Origin of the sequence: Hymenobacter edaphi (assembly GCF_003258365.1) — a bacterium.
Lineage (GTDB): Bacteria > Bacteroidota > Bacteroidia > Cytophagales > Hymenobacteraceae > Solirubrum > Solirubrum edaphi.
This window is the reverse complement of the sequence record NZ_QHKM01000001.1, coordinates 1,373,343-1,391,006: the sequence shown is the minus strand read 5'-3', so window position 1 is coordinate 1,391,006 and position 17,664 is coordinate 1,373,343. Positions and strand designations below refer to the sequence as shown.

Annotated in this window: 11 protein-coding genes; 4 read left to right on the top strand and 7 right to left on the bottom strand. The window is 68.9% G+C overall.

Going from position 1 to position 17,664, the window contains the following annotated elements:
• Window positions 1–162: 162 nt before the first annotated feature.
• Window positions 163–576 carry a ribosomal maturation YjgA family protein gene (locus tag DLM85_RS05725; RefSeq protein WP_111477514.1) on the top strand — a complete coding sequence of 138 codons (414 nt, stop codon included), beginning with the start codon at window positions 163–165 and terminating at the stop codon, window positions 574–576.
• Here the strand turns inward: DLM85_RS05725 and DLM85_RS05720 are convergent.
• The 5 genes from DLM85_RS05720 to DLM85_RS25720 all read right to left on the bottom strand — a co-directional run bounded on the left by DLM85_RS05720 (window position 564) and on the right by DLM85_RS25720 (window position 10,439).
• Complete coding sequence (locus tag DLM85_RS05720; protein ID WP_133256925.1) at window positions 564–1,223, bottom strand: hypothetical protein; 660 nt, start codon at window positions 1,221–1,223, stop codon at window positions 564–566. The two genes, DLM85_RS05725 and DLM85_RS05720, sit on opposite strands and share 13 nt — an antisense overlap.
• Window positions 1,224–1,414: 191 nt before the next feature.
• A complete protein-coding gene (locus DLM85_RS05715) occupies window positions 1,415–3,193 on the bottom strand; it encodes a chloride channel protein (protein WP_111477081.1) in 1,779 nt (592 codons plus the stop codon).
• Between the two features lie 121 nt (window positions 3,194–3,314).
• On the bottom strand, window positions 3,315–5,126 hold the full coding sequence (locus tag DLM85_RS05710; RefSeq protein ID WP_111477080.1) for a histidine kinase: 1,812 nt from the start codon (window positions 5,124–5,126) through the stop codon (window positions 3,315–3,317).
• Window positions 5,127–5,237: 111 nt separating this feature from the next.
• Complete coding sequence (locus DLM85_RS05705; RefSeq protein ID WP_111477078.1) at window positions 5,238–9,026, bottom strand: glycine-rich protein; 3,789 nt, start codon at window positions 9,024–9,026, stop codon at window positions 5,238–5,240.
• 213 nt (window positions 9,027–9,239) lie between these two features.
• Window positions 9,240–10,439: a hypothetical protein gene (locus DLM85_RS25720; protein ID WP_207890958.1), complete on the bottom strand. Its 1,200-nt coding sequence runs from the start codon at window positions 10,437–10,439 to the stop codon at window positions 9,240–9,242.
• A gap of 165 nt (window positions 10,440–10,604) precedes the next feature.
• Here DLM85_RS25720 and DLM85_RS05695 point away from each other — a divergent pair, with 165 nt between their 5' ends.
• Window positions 10,605–11,240, top strand: coding sequence for a response regulator (locus tag DLM85_RS05695; protein WP_111477077.1), 636 nt, complete (start codon window positions 10,605–10,607; stop codon window positions 11,238–11,240).
• A 74-nt stretch (window positions 11,241–11,314) separates the two neighbouring features.
• On the opposite strand, the gene DLM85_RS05690 is transcribed toward DLM85_RS05695, so the two are convergent.
• Together DLM85_RS05690 and DLM85_RS05685 are read right to left on the bottom strand one after the other, a co-directional pair.
• Window positions 11,315–12,154, bottom strand: a complete 840-nt coding sequence (locus DLM85_RS05690) for a mechanosensitive ion channel family protein (protein WP_243635870.1) — start codon at window positions 12,152–12,154, stop codon at window positions 11,315–11,317.
• A gap of 116 nt (window positions 12,155–12,270) precedes the next feature.
• Window positions 12,271–12,657 (bottom strand): hypothetical protein, encoded by a 387-nt coding sequence (locus DLM85_RS05685; RefSeq protein ID WP_133256924.1) that lies wholly within the window; start codon window positions 12,655–12,657, stop codon window positions 12,271–12,273.
• Between the two features lie 655 nt (window positions 12,658–13,312).
• On the opposite strand from DLM85_RS05685, the gene DLM85_RS05680 reads away from it, so the two are divergent.
• Complete coding sequence (locus DLM85_RS05680) at window positions 13,313–15,709, top strand: hypothetical protein (RefSeq protein ID WP_133256923.1); 2,397 nt, start codon at window positions 13,313–13,315, stop codon at window positions 15,707–15,709.
• A complete protein-coding gene (locus DLM85_RS05675) occupies window positions 15,702–17,273 on the top strand; it encodes a T9SS type A sorting domain-containing protein (RefSeq protein ID WP_111477073.1) in 1,572 nt (523 codons plus the stop codon). Before DLM85_RS05680 ends, DLM85_RS05675 begins: the two co-directional genes overlap by 8 nt.
• The last annotated feature ends 391 nt before the right edge of the window (window positions 17,274–17,664 follow it).

Genomic DNA, 17,664 nt, shown 5'->3' with positions numbered 1-17,664 from the left:
AGTTTGGTGATTCAAAGTTATCAAAGAACTTTGTAATGCAAAGTTTATTAAAAACCGCCGGTGCCACTACCGAAGCCGCTTCGCGCGTGGTCGTCAGGCCCGCCGCCGATGCAAACGGCCGCCGGGCGGGCGGCGGGTGCGTTTTCCATCGATTCAGAAACCATGCTTGTCCGTCCCGCTGCCTGCGCCGTCCGCCTCCGCTACGCGGCCCTCTCGGGGCTGGTGCTCGGGCTGGGGCTGGCGTCGCGGCGGTTTCGGGCGGGGCTGCCCGCCTGGGTGGGCCTGTACGCCGGCGACGTGCTGTGGGCCCTGCTGGTGTTCGGGCTGGTGAGCGGGCTGCGTCCGACGTGGCCGGCCCGGCGGCGAGCGGCGGTAGCCAGCGCGTTTGCCCTCGTTATTGAGCTGAGCCAGCTGTGGCAGGCGCCGTGGCTGAACGCACTGCGGGGCACCACGCCGGGCGCGCTGGTGCTGGGCCGCGGGTTTCTGTGGTCTGATCTGGCGTGTTACGCCGGGGGCGTGCTGCTGGGCTGGGCGTTGGATGGCTGGCTGCGCCGCCGCCCGTCTCAGAATCGGTAGGTCAGACCCAGGGACCCGCCGCCGCCGAAAGGCGACGTTTCGGCCCCGAACGCAACGGTCAGCAAGATCAGCGGCGAGAAGCTGGCGCCGCCGTCAGCGGTCAGCTCCAGGTGCTTGCCCAGCCCGTAGCCGACTCGGCCACCGGCGGTGAAAGTCACATCGGCCGAGGATTCCGGGGTTTCCGCGTGCTGCTCGTACGGCTCGGGTCTGTTCGTCGTGGTGGAATACTCCCGCAGGCGGTACCGGGCCGCAAGCAGGGTGACGCCCGCCCGAAATTCCACCCGCCACGCAGTAGGCGCCAGCCGGGTGGAGGCAATGGGGAGGCCGACGGCAAACGGGACGGCCACGGTGGTTACCTCCCGGGTCGTCTGCCAGTAGTAGTAGCGTGGCAGTTCGGGGTAGGTTGTCAGCAGCGTCGTGGGCGTCCGTCGATGCCGGTACTGCAAGCCCAGGTACAGGGTGTTGCCATCGTTCAGGCGCACGCCCAGGCGCAGGTGCACCGGCAGCACGGAAAACACCGACTGCCGCCCGCGTCCCCACGGCGTCTCGAACCGGGCATAGCGCTGATACAAGCCCCCAACCTCCAGGCTCCAGCGGGGTAAGGACGGGGCGGCGGGCGGGGCCTCAACGGGCGCGAGCAACAGCATAGGGCAACGGGGAAGGGCTGACCAACGGCTCAATAAACCTATTCCGCGGCTGCCAGGCCAGTCATAAATGCAGCTGATCGGACCTTGCCGGGCGGTGGGTGGGACGGGGACGGGGCCTGTTCAGCACCCGCTTGGCCGGTTTTGGCGCTGGCGGCAGCCGGTTCAATCAGACTTCAGCGCGCCCAGCCGGCTTACTCGCTTTCCTTGATAAGCTGCTTGCGGTAGCTGGCCAGGATGGCCGATTTCAGCAGGAAGCCCACGTAACGACCGTTTTTGAGCACCGGCAACGACCACACGTTCAGCTGTTCCATGCAGCGCAAGGTGTCCAGCAAGGTATCGTCGACGTTGACGGTGGCCGGGGGCTCGGTCATCAGGTCGCGCACGCGGGTGGTGGTGTAGTGCTCCTCGTCAAAAAGGGCGTCGCGCACCTGATCCAGCGAAATGATGCCGACCAGGGCCCCGTCGTCGTCGACCACCGGGAAGAGGTTGCGGGTGGCGTGACGAAAGATGTCGACCAGCTCGCCCAGGGTGGCCTCGGGCTGCACCGGCTCGAAGTCGGTTTCGACCAGGCGGGAGAGGTCGAGCTGGGCCAACAGGCCCCGGTCACGGTCCTGGTGCACGTACACGCCGCGCTGCACCAGCTTGCGCGTGTACACCGAGTAGGGCTCGAAGTAGCGCGTGATGAGGTAGGAGCAGCTCGTCACCACCATCAGGGGCACGAACAGGGCGTAGCCGCCGGTAATTTCGGCAATGAGGAAGATGGCCGTGAGCGGGGCGTGCACCACCCCGGCCAGCACCCCGGCCATGCCCAGCACCACGAAGTGCACCTCCGGCACCACAAACCAGCCGCTGATATTGATGAGCCGGGCGATGAAAAAGCCCAGCAGCGCCCCCGAAAACAGCGAGGAGCCGAACATGCCCCCGTTGCCGCCGGCCCCGATGGTGATGCAGGTAGCCAGCACCTTCAGCAGCATGGTGCACAGGGCCACGGTGAGCAGAATCCACACGTTCTCGTCGCGGTACACCGAGAAGATGCTCGCGTCGAGCAGGTGGCGCGGCTCGCCGCTGAGCAGGGCCTGCACGATGTTGTAGCCCTCGCCGTAGAGCGGCGGAAACACGAACACCAGCACGCCCAGCCCCACGCCGCCCAGCACCACCTTGCGAAACGTGCCCTTCCACCGCTCAAACACCTTGTCGGCGGCGAAGTACACCCGGATCATGTACACCGACATCAGGGCCGCGCACAACCCCAGCACGATGTAAAACGGGATGGTGTCGACGTCCCAGCGGGTGGTGATGAGCACGAAGGGCTGGCCCGAAAACAGCAGCTTGGACACCACCGTGGCCGTGGCCGAGGAAATCAGCAGCGGAATGAAAAACGGGGCCGACAGCTCGCTCAGCACCACTTCCACCGCGAACAGCACGCCCGCAATGGGCGAGTTGAAGATGGCCGCCACGCCCGCCGCCGCCCCGCAGCCCACCAGCAGGCGCCGCTCGCGCCGGCTCACGCGCAGAATGCGGGCCACGTTGGAGCCGATGGCCGAGCCGGTGACGGAAATCGGGGCTTCCAGACCGGCCGAGCCGCCGAAGGTGACGGTGAGCAGGGAGCTGACCCACTGCGAGTACAGCTTGGAGCGCGGCACGATGCTGCTCTGCCGGGCCACCGAGTAGATAATGGGCCCGATGCCGCGGCCGAGGTTGCCGTGCAGCACGTAGCGGGCGAAGAGCACCGTCAGGCCGATGCCGATGATGGGGTAGAGAAAGAGGGCGAAGACCCGGTTTTGCTCCGGAATCCAGCCGTAGAGCAGCTCCTGGCCCCAGTGCACCGCATTTTTGAGCAGCACCGCCGCCAGGCCCGCCAAGGCGCCCACCAGCACGCTCACCAGAATCAGGTACACCCGGTCGCTGACGTGGCGCAGGCGCCAGAGCAGCAGGGGCCGCAGGATTCGGTGAATAATGCTTTGGGACATGCAGTACGCGGCAGGAGCGACGGGGCGGCAACAGGGCACCTAACGTCGCGGGCTGCCCGCATGATACGGGGAATTGCGGAAATGGTGAAATCGGCGGGGCGAAACGGCGGGCCGGCCCGGCTTAGTGGGGCACGAGCAGCTCCACCAGGAAACCCCGCTCGGGGCCGGGGCCGGTGCTAAGCGTGCCGCGCAGGGCGGTGGCGCGCTGCTGCATGCTGCGCAGGCCCAGGCCGCTGCGGCCGCTGGGCACGGCCGGGGCCGCCCCGTCGTCGGCCACGCGCAGGCGCAGGTGCCCCTCGAGGCGCTCCAGGCCGACGCGCAGCTCGGTGGCGCCGCGGGCGTGGCGGGCGGCGTTGCTGACGGCCTCCTTGAAAATCAGGTACAGGTGCTGGCGTAGCTCGGGCGGCAGGTATTCCTCGTCGCGCAGGCCGTGCACGTGCAGCTCGGTGGCCAGCCCGGCGGGCGGGGCGGTTTGGTCGAGGTGGTCGCGCATGCGGTCGAGCAGGGCGCCCACCGTATCGGCCTCGGCGTCGATGCCCCAGACGATGTCGCGCATGGTGCTGGCGGCGTGGCGCGAGTTGGCGAGCAGGCGTTCCAGGGCCGCGTCGGCCTGGGGCTGGGTCTGGCGCAGCAGCTCGGCCTGCAGGTTCACCCGGGTCAGCAGGGTGCCCACTTCGTCGTGCAGGTCGGCGGCAATGCGGGTGCGCATGCGCAGGGCGGCGGCCGTGGAGTTGAGCAGGTGCCGGGCGCGCTGGCGCACCAGGGCCAGGATCAGCAGCAGCCCACCGCCCACCAGCACGGCCACGAACAGGAAGGTGCGGCGGTCCAGCTCGGCTTCGCGCTGCTGGTCGCGGGCGTGCAGCGAGCTGATGCGCTGGCGCTGGCGGGCCAGCTCCCGCTCGCGCCGCTCGGTTTCGTAGAGGGTCTGCAGCTCCTGGCCCTGGCGCAGGGTGCGCTCCTCGTGCAGGCTGTCCTGCAGCTCGGTCAGGCGCTGCTGATGCTGCAGGGCTTCGCGGTAGCGGCCCAGGCCCGAGAGGGCCGGTATCAGCGCCCGCAGCACCTCCAGCTCGTGGTACTGGGTGTGGGAGCGGCGGGCGGCGCGCAGCGTGGGCAGCAGCGCCTGCACGGCAGCCTGGTGGCGGCCCTGGCGCTGGGCCAGCATGCCGGTGAGCAGCGGAATGCCCTCGCGCTCGGGCGCGTCGAGCACGTGGCTGAGGGCCCGCACGGTGTCCAGCTCCCGGGCCGCTTCGGGCAGGCGCTGCTGGTGAAGGTAGTTCAGCACGATGTTGCTGCGGCAAATGGCCTCGTTGACCGAGTCGCGGCGCAGCTGGGCGCGCCGCAGCACCTGCCGGTGGCAGCGCAGCGCCAGGGTGTAGTCGCGGGCCTGTTCGGCGGCAATGGCCAGCATGCCGTAGGCGCGCAGCTGCAGGTGCAGGCGGTCGGGGCCACCGGCGGTGCGCACGGCTTCGCGGCCGAAAAACAGCGCCCGCTCGGGCTGCTGCAGCAGCGAGTAGGCGTAGCTCAGGCCCGCCGCGGGCCGGCTCCAGCGGGCCGAATCGGGGGTGGCCAGGGCCAGCTGCCGGGCTTCGAGCAGCTGCACCACCACGCTGCTGGGCCGGTTCATCAGGAAGGAGTAGTCGGCCAGGTGCAGCAGCAAATCGACGCGCAGGGGCGGGGGCAGCTCGGGGCGGCGCAGCAGCGCCTGGGCCACCGGGCCGCTGCGGCGGGAGGCGCGCAGCCGGGCCAGGCGGTGCTGCGTGGCCCGGGGCCAGCGCCGCAGCTGGCGCAGGCTGTCGGTCTGCGCCGGGCTGATGTACTGCGCACGGGCCGGCGGGGCCAGCAGCCCCAGCCACAGGCCCAGGCCGGCCACCCGCAGCAGGCGGCCGCGCCCCGCGCCCAACCGGCGCAACAGGAAGCCGAGCATTGGCAACATAAGTGAAAGGTAGGGCGGAAGCGGCCAAAGCAGCCGGGAGCCGCCGGAAAAACACAGCGGCCGCACCGGCCGAAGCCGGGGCAGCCGCCGGAAAACGCCGCTGAGCGGGTATTAGTGGGCCTGGGCCTGGGCGCCGAGCAGGTGGTTCTCCAGGGCTTTCAGGCGCTGGGCCAGCGCGGCCGTCTGCGAGGCCTGGGTTTGCAGCGAGGCCTGCTGCTGGTCGAGGCGGCTGCCCTGGGCCTGGTTTTGCTGGCGCAGCTGGGCGTTCTGCTTTTCGAGGTCGGCCACCTTGCGGGCCAGCTCCTGGGTGGCCGACACGTTGAGCATCGAGAGGGCCTCGTAGTCGACGGCGCGCACGTCCGGGTGCTCCAGGCCGAAGACGAACACCTGCTGGCCCGCCAGCTGCCGGGCGCCGCGCAACACGAGCTGGGGCCCGTTGATGGCTTTTACAGTGGCCGTGACTTCGCCGGTCTGGGTGATGAGCTTCACGCGCTGGCCGGCTTTGGGGGCCGTGGCCGGGGCGGCGGGCAGCGTCAGCTGCAGCAGCGAGTCGCCGGGCAGCAGGGTGGCCCGGGCGGCCTGGGCGTAGATGTCGGGCAGAAAGCCGCTGTGCTGGGTGACGGCCTGCGGGAAGACCTGCTCGACTTCCTGGGCAATGACTTTCTTGAAGCGGCGCGGGCCGTACTGCACCCGGTCGCGCAGGGTGTAGTCGGTGATGCGCAACTGATTCAGCAGGGCCAGGTCGGCGGCGTTGTCGGAGAGGCCGATGACGGTTTTGAGGCGGCGGTCGGAAGTGGCGTTGAATTCGGTGGCCACCACCCGGCCGGCGGCGCGGATACTCACCGGACCGGTGTTGCTGCCCGAGTAGCCGGTGGCGCCGCTGCCGTTAAACCAGCCGTAGGCGTAGTTGCCCGGCGTCACGGTGCCCTGCACGTCCAGCGGGAAGCTGGGGTTGGTCGTGCCGATGCCCACGTTCGTGCCGCTGAAGGTCATGTAGTTGGTGCTGCCGAAGCCGTTGCCCTCCGATATTTTGATTTTTCGGCCGTCGTTGAAGTCCATGCCAAACGAAAACCAGGCGTCGTTCGGGTCGTGCATCACGAGGTAAGGGCTGGCGTTGTCGCGGCGGATTTCCAGCGGTCCGCTCGGGCCGGAGTTGTTGCTGTAACCGGCCCCAATGCCCAGGAAGCTGTTTTTCAGCACCATCTGGGTCGAGCCCCCGCCGGCGTTGAACTGCGTGTCGTGGTGGCTGCCGCCGGCGTACCAGGCAAAGGCTTCGCCGGTGCGGAAGTACTGCGTGCCGCCCTGGATGCCGATGCCATAATCCTGGTTCCAGAGGTTGATCATCTGCCGGGTAGCGGCCCCGAAGCTCAGGCTGCCGCGCACCAGCTGGCTGCCGTTTACGTCGAGCAGGGCTGCGGGGCTGGTGGTGCCGATGCCCACGCCGCCCGAGCCCTTGGGCATCAGGTTCAGGGGCTGGTCGGCGTTGGAGCCGGCCGCGTAGAGGGAGTTGTAGCCGATGCCCACGCCCTGCGTGCCGTTGTAGTGCCGGAACTCCGAGCCGCCGGCGGCCTGGTCGAAGTCGCCCGTCACGTACAGCGGCCGGCCCGAGGCGTGGCTACCGGAACGCCCGGCGGTGGTTTGCACGTCGAGCCGGTTGGCGGGCGTGTTGTTGCCGGTGCCGATGCCCACGTGGCCGTTGCTCTCGAAGCTCACGTTGGCGGTGGTGCCCGCGTCGTCGTCGGCGTAAAAGCGGATGGGGGCGTTGTTGGTGACCAGGCGCAGGAAGTTGCCGTTCAGGCGCGAGTACAGGCCCAGGTCGGAGGTGGCCGTAATGGCCGGCCCGCCGCGCTGAATCACCCCGGCCGGCACGAGCAGCCCGCCGGTGCCGGTCACGCCCAGGCCCTCCGAGCCGCCGTTGACCAGCTTGTTGCCGGCCAGGTTCAGGTTCTGCGTCGCCGCGTGGTTGCCTAGGTTATCCGCGCCGTTGGGCAGCGTCACCGCGTTGCCCCCGCTGATGCTCAGCTGCTGGCCGCTCAGCGTCAGCGCCTGCGCGTCCGTCGGCAGGGGCTGGGCGGCGAGCTGGCCGTTGTTGTCGGTGGTTACCATGCGGGCGCCGCCGCCGGCCAGGCCGCTGATACGGGCCTCGCCGGCCACGTGCAGCTTGGCCTGCGGGCTGCCCGTGCCGATGCCCAGGCGGGTGCCGACCGCGTCCCAATACAGCTGCCCGGCGTTGCCGGCCAGCTTCGCGCCGTCGCTGTAGATAACGCTGCCCGCCGCCTGCGAAGTAGTGGCGTTGCTGAGGCTGAGGTAAGGCGCTTCGGGGCCCACGTTGAAGCTGAAAGTGACGAAGCCCGAGCCGCCGCGGGCGCCCTGGGTGTGCGTCACGTTGCTGGTCAGCCCGGGGTCGGCGTACGACGAGCCGCCGCCGCCGCCGCTGTAGTCGGAGTGGCTGGCGCCGCCGCCGTAGTAGCCGCCGCCGCCGCCCGCCGTGGCCCACGGGGTGCTCGTGGTGCCCCCGCCGACGCCCAGGTCGGCCGGGGTGGAGGTGCAATAGCAATACTGGGCCGGGTTGCCCGCCCGCTGGCCGCCGGCCGATTGGCTGCCGCCGGTGGCGTTGCCGGCGCTGCCGCCCGTCAGGCCGCCGCCCGCCCCGCCGGGGCCGGTGGTGCTGAAGCCACCGCCGCCGCCGCCGGCCACCAGCACCCGGTTGGTCAGGGCCGTGCCGCCGATGCGGATGTCGGTGGCGCCGCCGCCGGGGTAGGAACCGCTGCCGCCGCCGTTGTAGCCGCCGGCCAGCCAGCCGCTGCCGTTCACCACGGCCCCGCCCACCTCAATGGTGAGCACCTGGCCGGGCTGCACGGCCAAGGTGGCCTGCACCCGCCCGCCGAGGCCGGGGGCGGCGCAGTTGCCGCAGCGCGGCACAAAGTAGCGGCCCTGCGCCCCGGCCATGTCCACTTGCAGGCTGGTCACGCCCGCGGGCACGGTCCAGGTTTGGGTGCCGCCGGTGTAGTTGAACGTCGCGTTGCCCGTGGTGCCCGGCGTCACGCTCTGTACCGCGTCGGTCCACCGGCCCGTCACGGCGTTATAGGTGTTCAGCTTCTGGGTTTCGAGGTTAAAGACGGTCAACCCCGCCGCCGGGCTCTGGATGGCGTCGCGCTGGGCCGAGGTCAGGCGCGGCGGCAGAAAACCCTTGGTGGTGGAGGTCATGTCCACCAGCGCCGAAGCCGCCGGGCTCACGGTGCCGATGCCCATGCTGCCCGCGCCCTTGGGCAGCAGGTTCAGGTTCTGGTCGGTGTTGGTGCCGGCGGCGTAGAGCGAGTTGTAGCCGATGCCCACGCCCTGGGTGGCGTTGGAGTGCCGGAACTCCACCCCGTTTGCCGCCTGGTCGAAGTCCCCGGTCACGTACAGCGGCCGGCCGCTGGGGTGCGTCCCCGTGCGCCCCGCCCCCTGGATGTCCAGCCAGTTGGCCGGCGTCGCCCCGCCGAGGCCCGCCTGCCCCGTGCTGCTGAGGCGCAGGCCCTGGGTGCCGCCGTTGCCCACGAGCAGCTTATCGGCCAGGTTCATGTTCTGGGTGGCGGTGTGGCTGCCCAGGTTGTCGCCGGCCGGGGTGGGGTTGAGGTAGGTCCAGGCCGCGCCGGTGTAGTACCAGAAGCCCATCTGCAGGCCGTCGGTCTGGTACACCAGCAGCCCGGGGGCCGGCGCCTGGATACCGGCGCGCTGGCTGGCCGTCATGCGCGGGGCCAGCAGGCCCTGGGTTACCGACGTCAGGTCCAGCACGGCCGAGGCATCGGGCGCGGCCGTGCCGATGCCCACCGAGGCCGGCGCGGTCTGGGCCAGCGCGGCGAAGCTCAAGCCCAGGGCCGCGGCCAGCGGAAACGCGAATCGTAAAAGTCGTTGCATACAGGTGGAGAAGAAGTGCGTGGCCGGTGCCGAGCAGCTGCGGCCCGCCTCCGATGCCGCAAACTTCCTCGCCGCGAAAGTCAATGCCAATTTTTCGGTGTACCGCAAATGGGGGTATCCGGTCCGTGGCCGGCCCGCTGTGGGCTCCGGCCCACAAAAAAGCCTCGCCGGATGTCCGGCGAGGCTTTGCAGGGCGCGGGTTGCCGCCGCCTGCTATTGGCGCAGCAGTTGCGTGCGGGCCTGATGCGCGCCCTGCCGTACCGTGAGGGTGTACACCCCCGGCCGCAGCTGCCCCGTCGCCTCGGCCGGCAGCGTAGCGCCGCCATGCAGCAGCGGCAGCTGCTCGCGTAGCACCACGCGGCCCAGCGCGTCAGCTACCGTCAGCAGCACCGGCTGCGCGGCCTGGGCCCCGGGCAGGGCCAGCCGCAGCGGCTGGCCGGCCGTGAGCGGGTTGGGCCAGGCCTGCCACTGCGCCGCCAGCGCCGAGGAGGCCTGCGCGGCCAGCAGGTTGCTTTCGGTGGAATAGTCGGCGAAGCTCGGGGTGGCGTACTGGCGGTTGGGGTAGAATAGCTCCAGCAGCGGCTGGGCCGAGCCCGTGCGCCAGAAGTGGTCGAGGAAGAAGGTGGTCACCCGGCCCTGGGTCATGCCGAAGGCGGCCAGCAGCGTGGCCGGGGCCGGCTGGCCGTTCAGGTACACGCTGTCCTGCCGGATGGTGCGGCTGCGCACCAGCAGCACCGGCAGCGGGTCGGAGCCGGCGGGGCGGCCCGCTGCCGGGATGCGCAGCGTGCCCCAGCCGGCCACCGAGTCGACGTAGGTGTAGCGCTGCACCAGGCGAAACGGGGCGCGCGTCAGGCCCGCGGCGGCCACCGTCAGCGTGCCCGTCACCCCAACGCGGAAGCTCTGCTGCGAGCGGCTGCCGGCCGTGAGCGGCAGCGGGAAGTCGGCAATGCCGCCGGGCCCGCCGTAGGGCACGTTCTGGCGGCTCACCACGATGGAGTCGTTGGCGCCCCCGGTGCGTGCGGCCAGCGAAAACGGCTGGCGGATGATGCTGCGCCCCAGGGCCATGCGCCCGGTGGCGGCCAGGTTGAAGTACGTCGTCAGCACGTAGGACAGGTTGCCGACGGTGCTGCTGTTGGCGCGCGTCCACTGCGCGCCGGCAAAGGCCGGGCTGGGCGGCACCGAGAGGTTGAGCAGGTTGTAGGCCGCGCCGCTGGGCGTCAGACCGCGGTAGTCCCAGGCCTGGTTGGCGCCGGTGGTGGGGGCACCCAGGCCCGCGGGCAGGGCCGCGTCCTGGTAGCGCTCCACGGTGGCGGCCGAAGCCGGGAAGGTGGCCTGGGTGAGCGTGATGGGCGACTGGGCCAGGGCCGGCAGCGTCAGCAGGGCCAGGGGAAGCAGGGTAAAGCGTGGGTTCATATAAGAGAGGGAAAGGAGAAAAGCAGCCGGGAAAGCGCCCGGGGCAGGGCGGGTCGACGGTGCAAACTTGGCAAGGCAAAATCCCACTCGCAACTCCCGCGTGTACCGCATTTGGGGACGTGCCGCGGCTTGGTTGCGCCCCTGGAAGCCCCGTCCTTTGCCCCCATGAATCCCATCCGCCTGGCCCTGGTCGAAGACGACCCCGAAGTGCGCGAGCTGCTGCGCGGCTACCTCTGCCGCCAGCCCGAGCTGAATTGCGTGCTCGTGGCCGACTCGGTGGAGGCCTTCCTGGCCGAGCTGCCCGATCTGGCGGCGGCCCCGCAGGTTGTCCTGCTCGATATCCACCTGCCCGGCATGAGCGGGCTCGACGCGCTGCCCATCATCAAGCAGCGCCTGCCCGAGGCCGACGTGCTGATGCAAACCGTGTTCGACGACGCCGACCGTATCTACCGCGCCCTCTGCGCCGGCGCCTCCGGCTACGTGCTCAAAAACACGCCCCTGGCCGACATCAAGGCCGCCGTGCTGGAAGTGGTGAGCGGCGGTGCGCCCATGAGCCGGGCCGTGGCCCGCAAGGTGCTGGCCCACTTCAAGCCCAGCCCCGCCACGCAGTCCGATTTGCTCTCGGAGCGCGAGCGGGAAGTGGTGCAGGCCATCGTCGACGGCCTCGGCGACAAGCAGGTGGCCACTCGCCTCGACCTCTCGGTGGAAACCGTGCGCACCTACGTCAAGCGCATCTACCGCAAGCTGCAGGTCAGCTCGCGCACCGAGCTGGTGAGCCGCCACGCCCGCGGGCAGATCTGAGCCGGGCGCCGCTGTCGGTGGTTAAGGGCTGACGTTCAGAGGTACAATGCCGGGGTGCGTTGGCCCGCCGGGGCTTAGCCCACGGTGGCCGGTTCGGGGTAGCCCAGTTCGCCCAGGCGCTGGCGCACGGCCTGCATCAGCTCGCTTTTCAGCTCCAGCACGCCCCGGCGGTAGTCCTCGGCGCTGGTCCAGAAATACACGTGCAGCGTCAGCTTGGAGCCCTCGGCCTTGTCGAGAATGATGTAGCACTTGTGCGCTTCCTCGTCGATGACGTCGGGGGAGGCGCGCACCACCTGCATGATCTGCTGCTGCACCTGCTCGGAGCTGCCCGCGGCCCCGAGGTCGACGGTGACCTGAAAATCGGGGCGGATGTAGCCGTCGCGGGTGAAGTTGATCAGCGCCTCGCGCAGCACCATGGCGTTGGGCAGGTAGATGTGGCGCCCGTCGAAGGTCTGAATGACGGTGGTGCGCAGGTTCAGGGCCGCCACCCGGCCCATCAGCTCCTTGTTGTCTTTGATCTGAATGGTGTCGTGGATGCGGAAGGGGCGGTTGAAGGCCAGCACCATGCCGGCCAGGAAGTTCTCGGCAATGTCCTTGAGGGCGAAGCCGACCACGAAGGCCGTTAGGCCGGCCGCGCCCAGCACCCCGCTCACCACGCCCGTCATGCCCAGCACCTGCAGCACCAGCATCAGGCCCACCAGCAGCAGGGCCCACTTGGTCAGGCGCGTCAGAAACTCGGCCAGCAGCGGGTCGTGGGAGCGGTTTTGCAGCCGCCCGCCGATGAGGCGGCTAAGCCGGTTGGCCACGAAGATGGCAATGATGAGCAGCACCAGCGCCACGCCAAGCTTGGGCAGCAGGTACAGAAACTGGGTCCAGTAAGTATTGATGACCCGGTGCAAATCGGTCAGAATCATGGGTGAAGAATTGGGGGAAACAAACCGCCCGCCGCGCACGGGGCGCGGCGGGCGGGAGTAAGGTTGTACGGCAAAGGCCGGGGCCGGGGTTGGGCCGGGCGCAGGCGGCGCGGGACTTACGGCCGGTTCAGCCAGCGGCGGAAGGCCCAGGTGCCCGCGGCGTAAGCCAGCACGTCGAGCCAGTCGGCGGTGTAGCGGGCGGGGCGCAGCCAGGGCGCCAGCAGCTCAAACCACACGCTCACGTACAGCCAGGCCGCCAGCAGCCAGCCGTCGGGCAGCACAAACCGCGGGCGGCGGCGCAGCAGGCGCTGGGCCACCAGGGCCAGCGTGAGAATGACGGGCATGGCCAGCGCATCGGCCAGCCAGCTCGTGACCCAGCCGGGCAGCGGCTGGTGCAGGCCGCGGCTGAGCAGCTGGTAGCCCCCGTACAGGGCGGCGCCGGCCACAAACAGCGGACGGCGCAGCGGGGCCAGGGCTAGCCGGCCAGCGCGGTGAGAAACCATACGATAAACGACACCGTGGCCGCAAACAGCAGCTGCCCGCCGCGCACCAGGTACTGGGGTTCCACTAGAGTAGGAACGAAAACCAACGCTAAGGAAATTCGGCCAAGCGTTCTTCCCAACGGGCGGGGTCGCGCAACGGGTGGAGGTCCCCGTCGGCAATGCGATCCGGTAACGTACAGTCGTAAACGCGGCCGGTTCGTTTACAGGTGGTACGCCATAAGCCACTCGTAGAGCGCATCACACAGCGTGGGCAGGTGCTGTCCCTACACGACAACCTTCGCTGGCGAAGTCGTGCTCAGCAGTGCCGGCTATACTCCACACACGTCCCTGGGCGTGGCGACCCTACCCTTGTATAATGCGCTCGATGGCGGCGCAATTGTAAACCCCTCCTGGTTGGTTGCCGGAACAGGGCGCGTGGTGAGCGGTGCGATTGTGTGCGTCGTTTACAATGCGGTGACAGCTGCTGTCCCGCAGCGGGAAACGAGAACTGCCCGGCCCCGTGTAAGCGCACTAGACCGTACGGAACGGGCGGTTTTATTACTGTGCCCGAAATGAGCGATTTAATGGGATCGCAAGTCGTTTTTACGCACGCTGGGTATCTTTTTTCGCTTAGCTTGCCCGCATTTAGTCTTCACCCTCAATCTTTTTCCTGCTTATGCATTTCAGAATTACCCCCCCCCCGACGCGGCTGCAGACCGCGTCCCGTGTTTCGGTACGGCTGCTGGCTGGCCTGCTGGGCTGGTTGCTCTACCTAAGCACCGCGCCGGTGGCCGCGCAAGTGCCCGGTAACGTCAGCTGGAACGTCGGCCCCTGCACGTTCGCCAGCAACGTGCCGGTATTGGGCAACGCCACGACGACCACCGTCATCAGCGGCAACCAGACGTATTCGGGCACGTACCACGTCGTCGGCGACCTGGTGTTTGAGAACGGCTACGTCGACGTGCGGCCCGGCACGGTGTTTTACATCGACGGGCTGGGGCGCAGCGTGCCGGCCAAAGTCACCGGCCGGAAGCTGCGCCTGGGCAAGAACGCCGTCTTCCACGCCGAGCAGGCGCAGTTTCGGGCGGCGTGCTCGTTTATGTGGCGCGGCTTCGAGCTCGACCCGGACGTGGCGGGCCAGCGCCTGGAATTGCTGGATTGCCAGATCGGACAAGCCTACGTCGCCGTCTACGTGCTGCCCAGCTCCAAAGTGAGCCACTACCAGCTGGAGCGCAACGTCTTCTATTGCAATTACCAGCACGTGTACGACGAAGGCCGCCACGACGGGGCCGCGGGCGGACCAGGCGCCAGCACCATTTCCTACAACCTGCTGTATTCCGATTCCCAACCCATGCTGGCGCCCTTCAGCAACTCCGGCAGTGGCGCGGCAAACCTGATATTCACCTACGAAGGGCTGCGTCTGAATGCGCTGTGCCCGCTGGACGGCGCCACGGACGTGCAGGTGGACCACAACCTGCTTCACAACGCGCTGTACGGCATCTCCAACACCGTGACCAAGTCGGCGGATATTGATTTCGAGCAAAACCAGCTGGAAGGCATTCAGGTAGTGGGGTATTGGCTGGACGAAGCGCCGACCTCCCGGCTGATCGGCTCGGTGAAGCTGATCACCAACAACGTCACCACGCCCCAACTGAGCGCCACCACGCCCGCCTACGGCGCCCTACTGCGCCGGCATACCAACCCGCTCCTGAAAGTGACGGTGCAAGGTGATGGGGGGCAGGACACACTGACTAATCAGAAACGGGCCCAAACGGGCATTCTGGTGGAAGACATGGCCGCCAACCTCACCGGCCAGACGCTCACCGACCTGACCTACGGCATCAGCCTGCGCGGCACGAGCCAGCCGGTGTCGGTGAATACCAACGTCCTCAGCAACTGCGCCAATGGCTTCCGCATCCTGCCCAATCCCGGCGTGAGTGCCAACTTTGCCCTGGAGTGCAACACCATCGCCCCGCCCGCGCTCAACGGCATGCGCGGCCTCTGGATTCAGAGCGGCGCCTTTTTGCAGGATCAGGGGACGGCATCCGTGCCGGCAGGCAATAAGTTCGTGCCTGCTTCGGGTGGGACCTTCTCGAAGGTGACCAATGATGGCACAAATGGCTTCTTTACATACAATCGTTACAATTCAAGTGACGAATTGGTCCTGGCCATTGATGGTGGTACGAGCGGTTTTGTTAACAATACCGGCGTTACGCCTACTCCCGGCGGCACCGGCAACGGCTGCTTGGGGCGCGGCTTCAGCGACGTGGTAGGCGTGAACCGCGGCACGGGCACGCTCAGCAGCTACGTAACCGCGCTGATGGATACGGTACGCCGCCAGGCCGCGCCCGCCGAGCGCCTGCGTCAATACACCGCCATTATTGCCCGGGAGCACCTGGCGCTGGGCTTGACGGCTGCTCTGGAAACCTACGCGCTGAGCCTGCCCACGGCCAATGCCGCCGCGTACAACGAGCTGGCGCTACCGTTGCTGCGCCACTACACGTACGAAAGCCTCGACGTGGCCGGGGCCGCCCGCGTGCGGGCGCATCTGGTGAGCAACGGCACCGCCGACAGCCGCGCTTGGGCCAGCTACCTGGCCGTGGTGGAACGCCTGCGCACGGTGCGGCCGGGGCCGGGCGAGGCCTTGGCCGCCGCCGACAGCCTGGCCCTGCGCCACGTGGCCCTGACCGGCACGGGCGCGGCCGAGCCGGCGGCCGTGCTGCTGCGCTACTACTGCCCCGGCCTGGAGCTGCTGCCGACCAGCGAACGAGCCGCGCCGGCCCCGGCCGGGCTGCGCCGCGTGGCCGTGGAAGGCCAGCTGACGGACCTATACCCCAACCCGGCGGGCCGGCGCGTGCAGGTGGCGTACGCGTTGCCGAAAGGCGTGGCCAGCGCGGAGCTGCGCCTGAGCAGCCTGCTCACGGGCAACGCCGTGCGCACGCTGCCACTGGCCGCCGGCAGCCGGGAGACGACCTTGGAGCTGACCGGGGTAACACCGGGGCTCTACGTTTGCACGCTGGTGGTCGGCGGCCGTCCGGTGAGCGTACAACGGTTGCAAGTAGGCCATGAGTAAGTACCTACCGGCGCGGGCGGCGTGGCTGCCCGCGCTGTTCTTGTGGCTGCTAGCCGGCGGCCAAGCGGTTGCCCAGCGCGTGGGGCCGCCCTGGGAGCAGAGCATCCGCCTGCCCGCGCCGGTGACGCAAAGCTTCTTCATCTGGCTGCGCCCGACGGCGGGTGGCTACGTGGCCACCGGCAACGCGCAGGCCAGCCCGAACTTTCCGCACCTGCTGGCCCGCTACGACACGGCCGGCAACGTCGTGTGGCAGCGGCGCGGGCGGGTAATGATTTCGGGCGAACAGGACGTGCAGCCCTGGGGCGGCGGCTGGGTGTTCGTCGGCAGCCGCCACGGCCCGCCGGTCAACGGGCAAATCAATCCGCAGCCCTTTCTGCAGAAAATTCGGGCCACCGGCGACACGCTGCCGGGTATTACTTATCGTGACGCCGCGTCGGCCGGCTTTCTGCCCTCGTGCGTGTTGCCCGACCGGCGTGGGTTTACCTTGGCGGGCTATGCCTTGGAGCGCATTGCCGGCTCCGGCATCACCCCCCAACGCATGCAGGTGATGCGCACCGATACAGCCGGCGCCGTGCGCTGGCAGGCTACCTACAACTCGCTCACATCTTATGGCAACGCCGTGGGCACGGACATCCTGGCCCGGCCGGGCGGGGGCTACTTGCTCACGGGCACGACGCAGTACCGGCAGGTGGCCGCGCACCCGACGCTGCTGCTGCTCGACTCGCTGGGCCGGGAGCGGCGCCGCCGGATGGTTATCCTCAAGGACTCAATCAGCAAGGAGTTGTACAACCGCCTCTGGGGCCGCACCCTGGAGCTGCCCAACGGCGAAGGCTACGTGCTCAACTGCCGGGTGGACGTGCAGGCGCCCAACCGCCCCACGGGCACCACCGACAGCGAGGCGTGGGTGGTGGCCGTGGACACGGCCCTGAACGTGCTCTGGCGCACGCGCCTGCCCAACGGGCGTAGCTCCCTTATCATTGGCTTGCGCGTGTACCGGCAGGCCGACGGTACGCTGCTGGCGGCCACCTACGACGAGTTCGGCGGCAACCGCCCCGAGGCCCAGTACTCGCCTTACCTGTACGTGCACCGGCTCTCGGCCACGGGCCAGTGGCTGAGCCGGCGCCAGCTGCCGGCCGCGGCGGGCACGCCCTATCTGCGCGCTTACGACTGGCAGCCCGTGGCCGGCGACTCGGTGGCCGTGGTCTGCGGCTCGGCCCCGGCGGGCGGGCTGACGCCCAACGCGGCCTGGATAGCGCGCCTGCGCGCCACCACCCCGCGCCAGGTCACCGCCGCGCGCGGCGCCACTGGCCTGGGCGCGTTGGTCGTGTACCCCAACCCGGCCGCCGGTGCCACGGCGCAGGTGGTCTTGCCGCCCGGCCTGGGCCGCGGCGCCACGCTTACCCTGCGCGACGCGCTCGGCCGCACAATTCGCGTATTCCCTGTGGTGGCAGGGCAGACCGAGGTAGCGGTGCCGCTGGCCAGCCTGCCGGCGGGTTTGTATACCTGTTCGCTCCTGTTGGAAGGCCGCCCCGTGGCTACCCAGAAACTCAGCGTCACGCACTAACGGCCCTTTCACTAGCTTGCTGGGCGAGGCGGACCCAATAAGGGACCGCCTCGCCCAGTCTTGGTGAAGTCATGTGCCTTTACCAATGCCCGAATTGCTTAGCGTCGGTTTTCGTTCCTACTCTAGTGGAACCCCTGACAATACGGCGCCTTCGCTCATTGGGCGGGCCGCAATCGTTCTCTTCTGCAGGCGCTAGAAGCGCTAGCCTGCCAAGCGGCGGCTGAAGCGGTAGCCCATCAACGCAAACGGACCGGAGACCACGCCGCCGTAACCGTGCGGGGCCAGACTCATTTGCTGCTCCGGCAAGCCGGTCTGCACAACACATTGGAATAACCTGTGGACCAGCGATGCCTAGTGGGTTGCTGCACCTGGAGTCATCACGAAAAAGCCC

Coding starts and splice junctions, on each gene's coding strand:
- DLM85_RS05675 (WP_111477073.1), top strand. CDS start 15,702: ATGAGTAAGTACCTACCGGCGCGGGCGGCGTGGCTGCCCGCGCTGTTC.
- DLM85_RS05710 (WP_111477080.1), bottom strand. CDS start 5,126: ATGTTGCCAATGCTCGGCTTCCTGTTGCGCCGGTTGGGCGCGGGGCGC.
- DLM85_RS05725 (WP_111477514.1), top strand. CDS start 163: ATGCTTGTCCGTCCCGCTGCCTGCGCCGTCCGCCTCCGCTACGCGGCC.
- DLM85_RS05720 (WP_133256925.1), bottom strand. CDS start 1,223: ATGCTGTTGCTCGCGCCCGTTGAGGCCCCGCCCGCCGCCCCGTCCTTA.
- DLM85_RS05705 (WP_111477078.1), bottom strand. CDS start 9,026: ATGCAACGACTTTTACGATTCGCGTTTCCGCTGGCCGCGGCCCTGGGC.
- DLM85_RS05690 (WP_243635870.1), bottom strand. CDS start 12,154: ATGATTCTGACCGATTTGCACCGGGTCATCAATACTTACTGGACCCAG.
- DLM85_RS05685 (WP_133256924.1), bottom strand. CDS start 12,657: ATGGTTTCTCACCGCGCTGGCCGGCTAGCCCTGGCCCCGCTGCGCCGT.
- DLM85_RS05680 (WP_133256923.1), top strand. CDS start 13,313: ATGCATTTCAGAATTACCCCCCCCCCGACGCGGCTGCAGACCGCGTCC.
- DLM85_RS25720 (WP_207890958.1), bottom strand. CDS start 10,439: ATGAACCCACGCTTTACCCTGCTTCCCCTGGCCCTGCTGACGCTGCCG.
- DLM85_RS05715 (WP_111477081.1), bottom strand. CDS start 3,193: ATGTCCCAAAGCATTATTCACCGAATCCTGCGGCCCCTGCTGCTCTGG.
- DLM85_RS05695 (WP_111477077.1), top strand. CDS start 10,605: ATGAATCCCATCCGCCTGGCCCTGGTCGAAGACGACCCCGAAGTGCGC.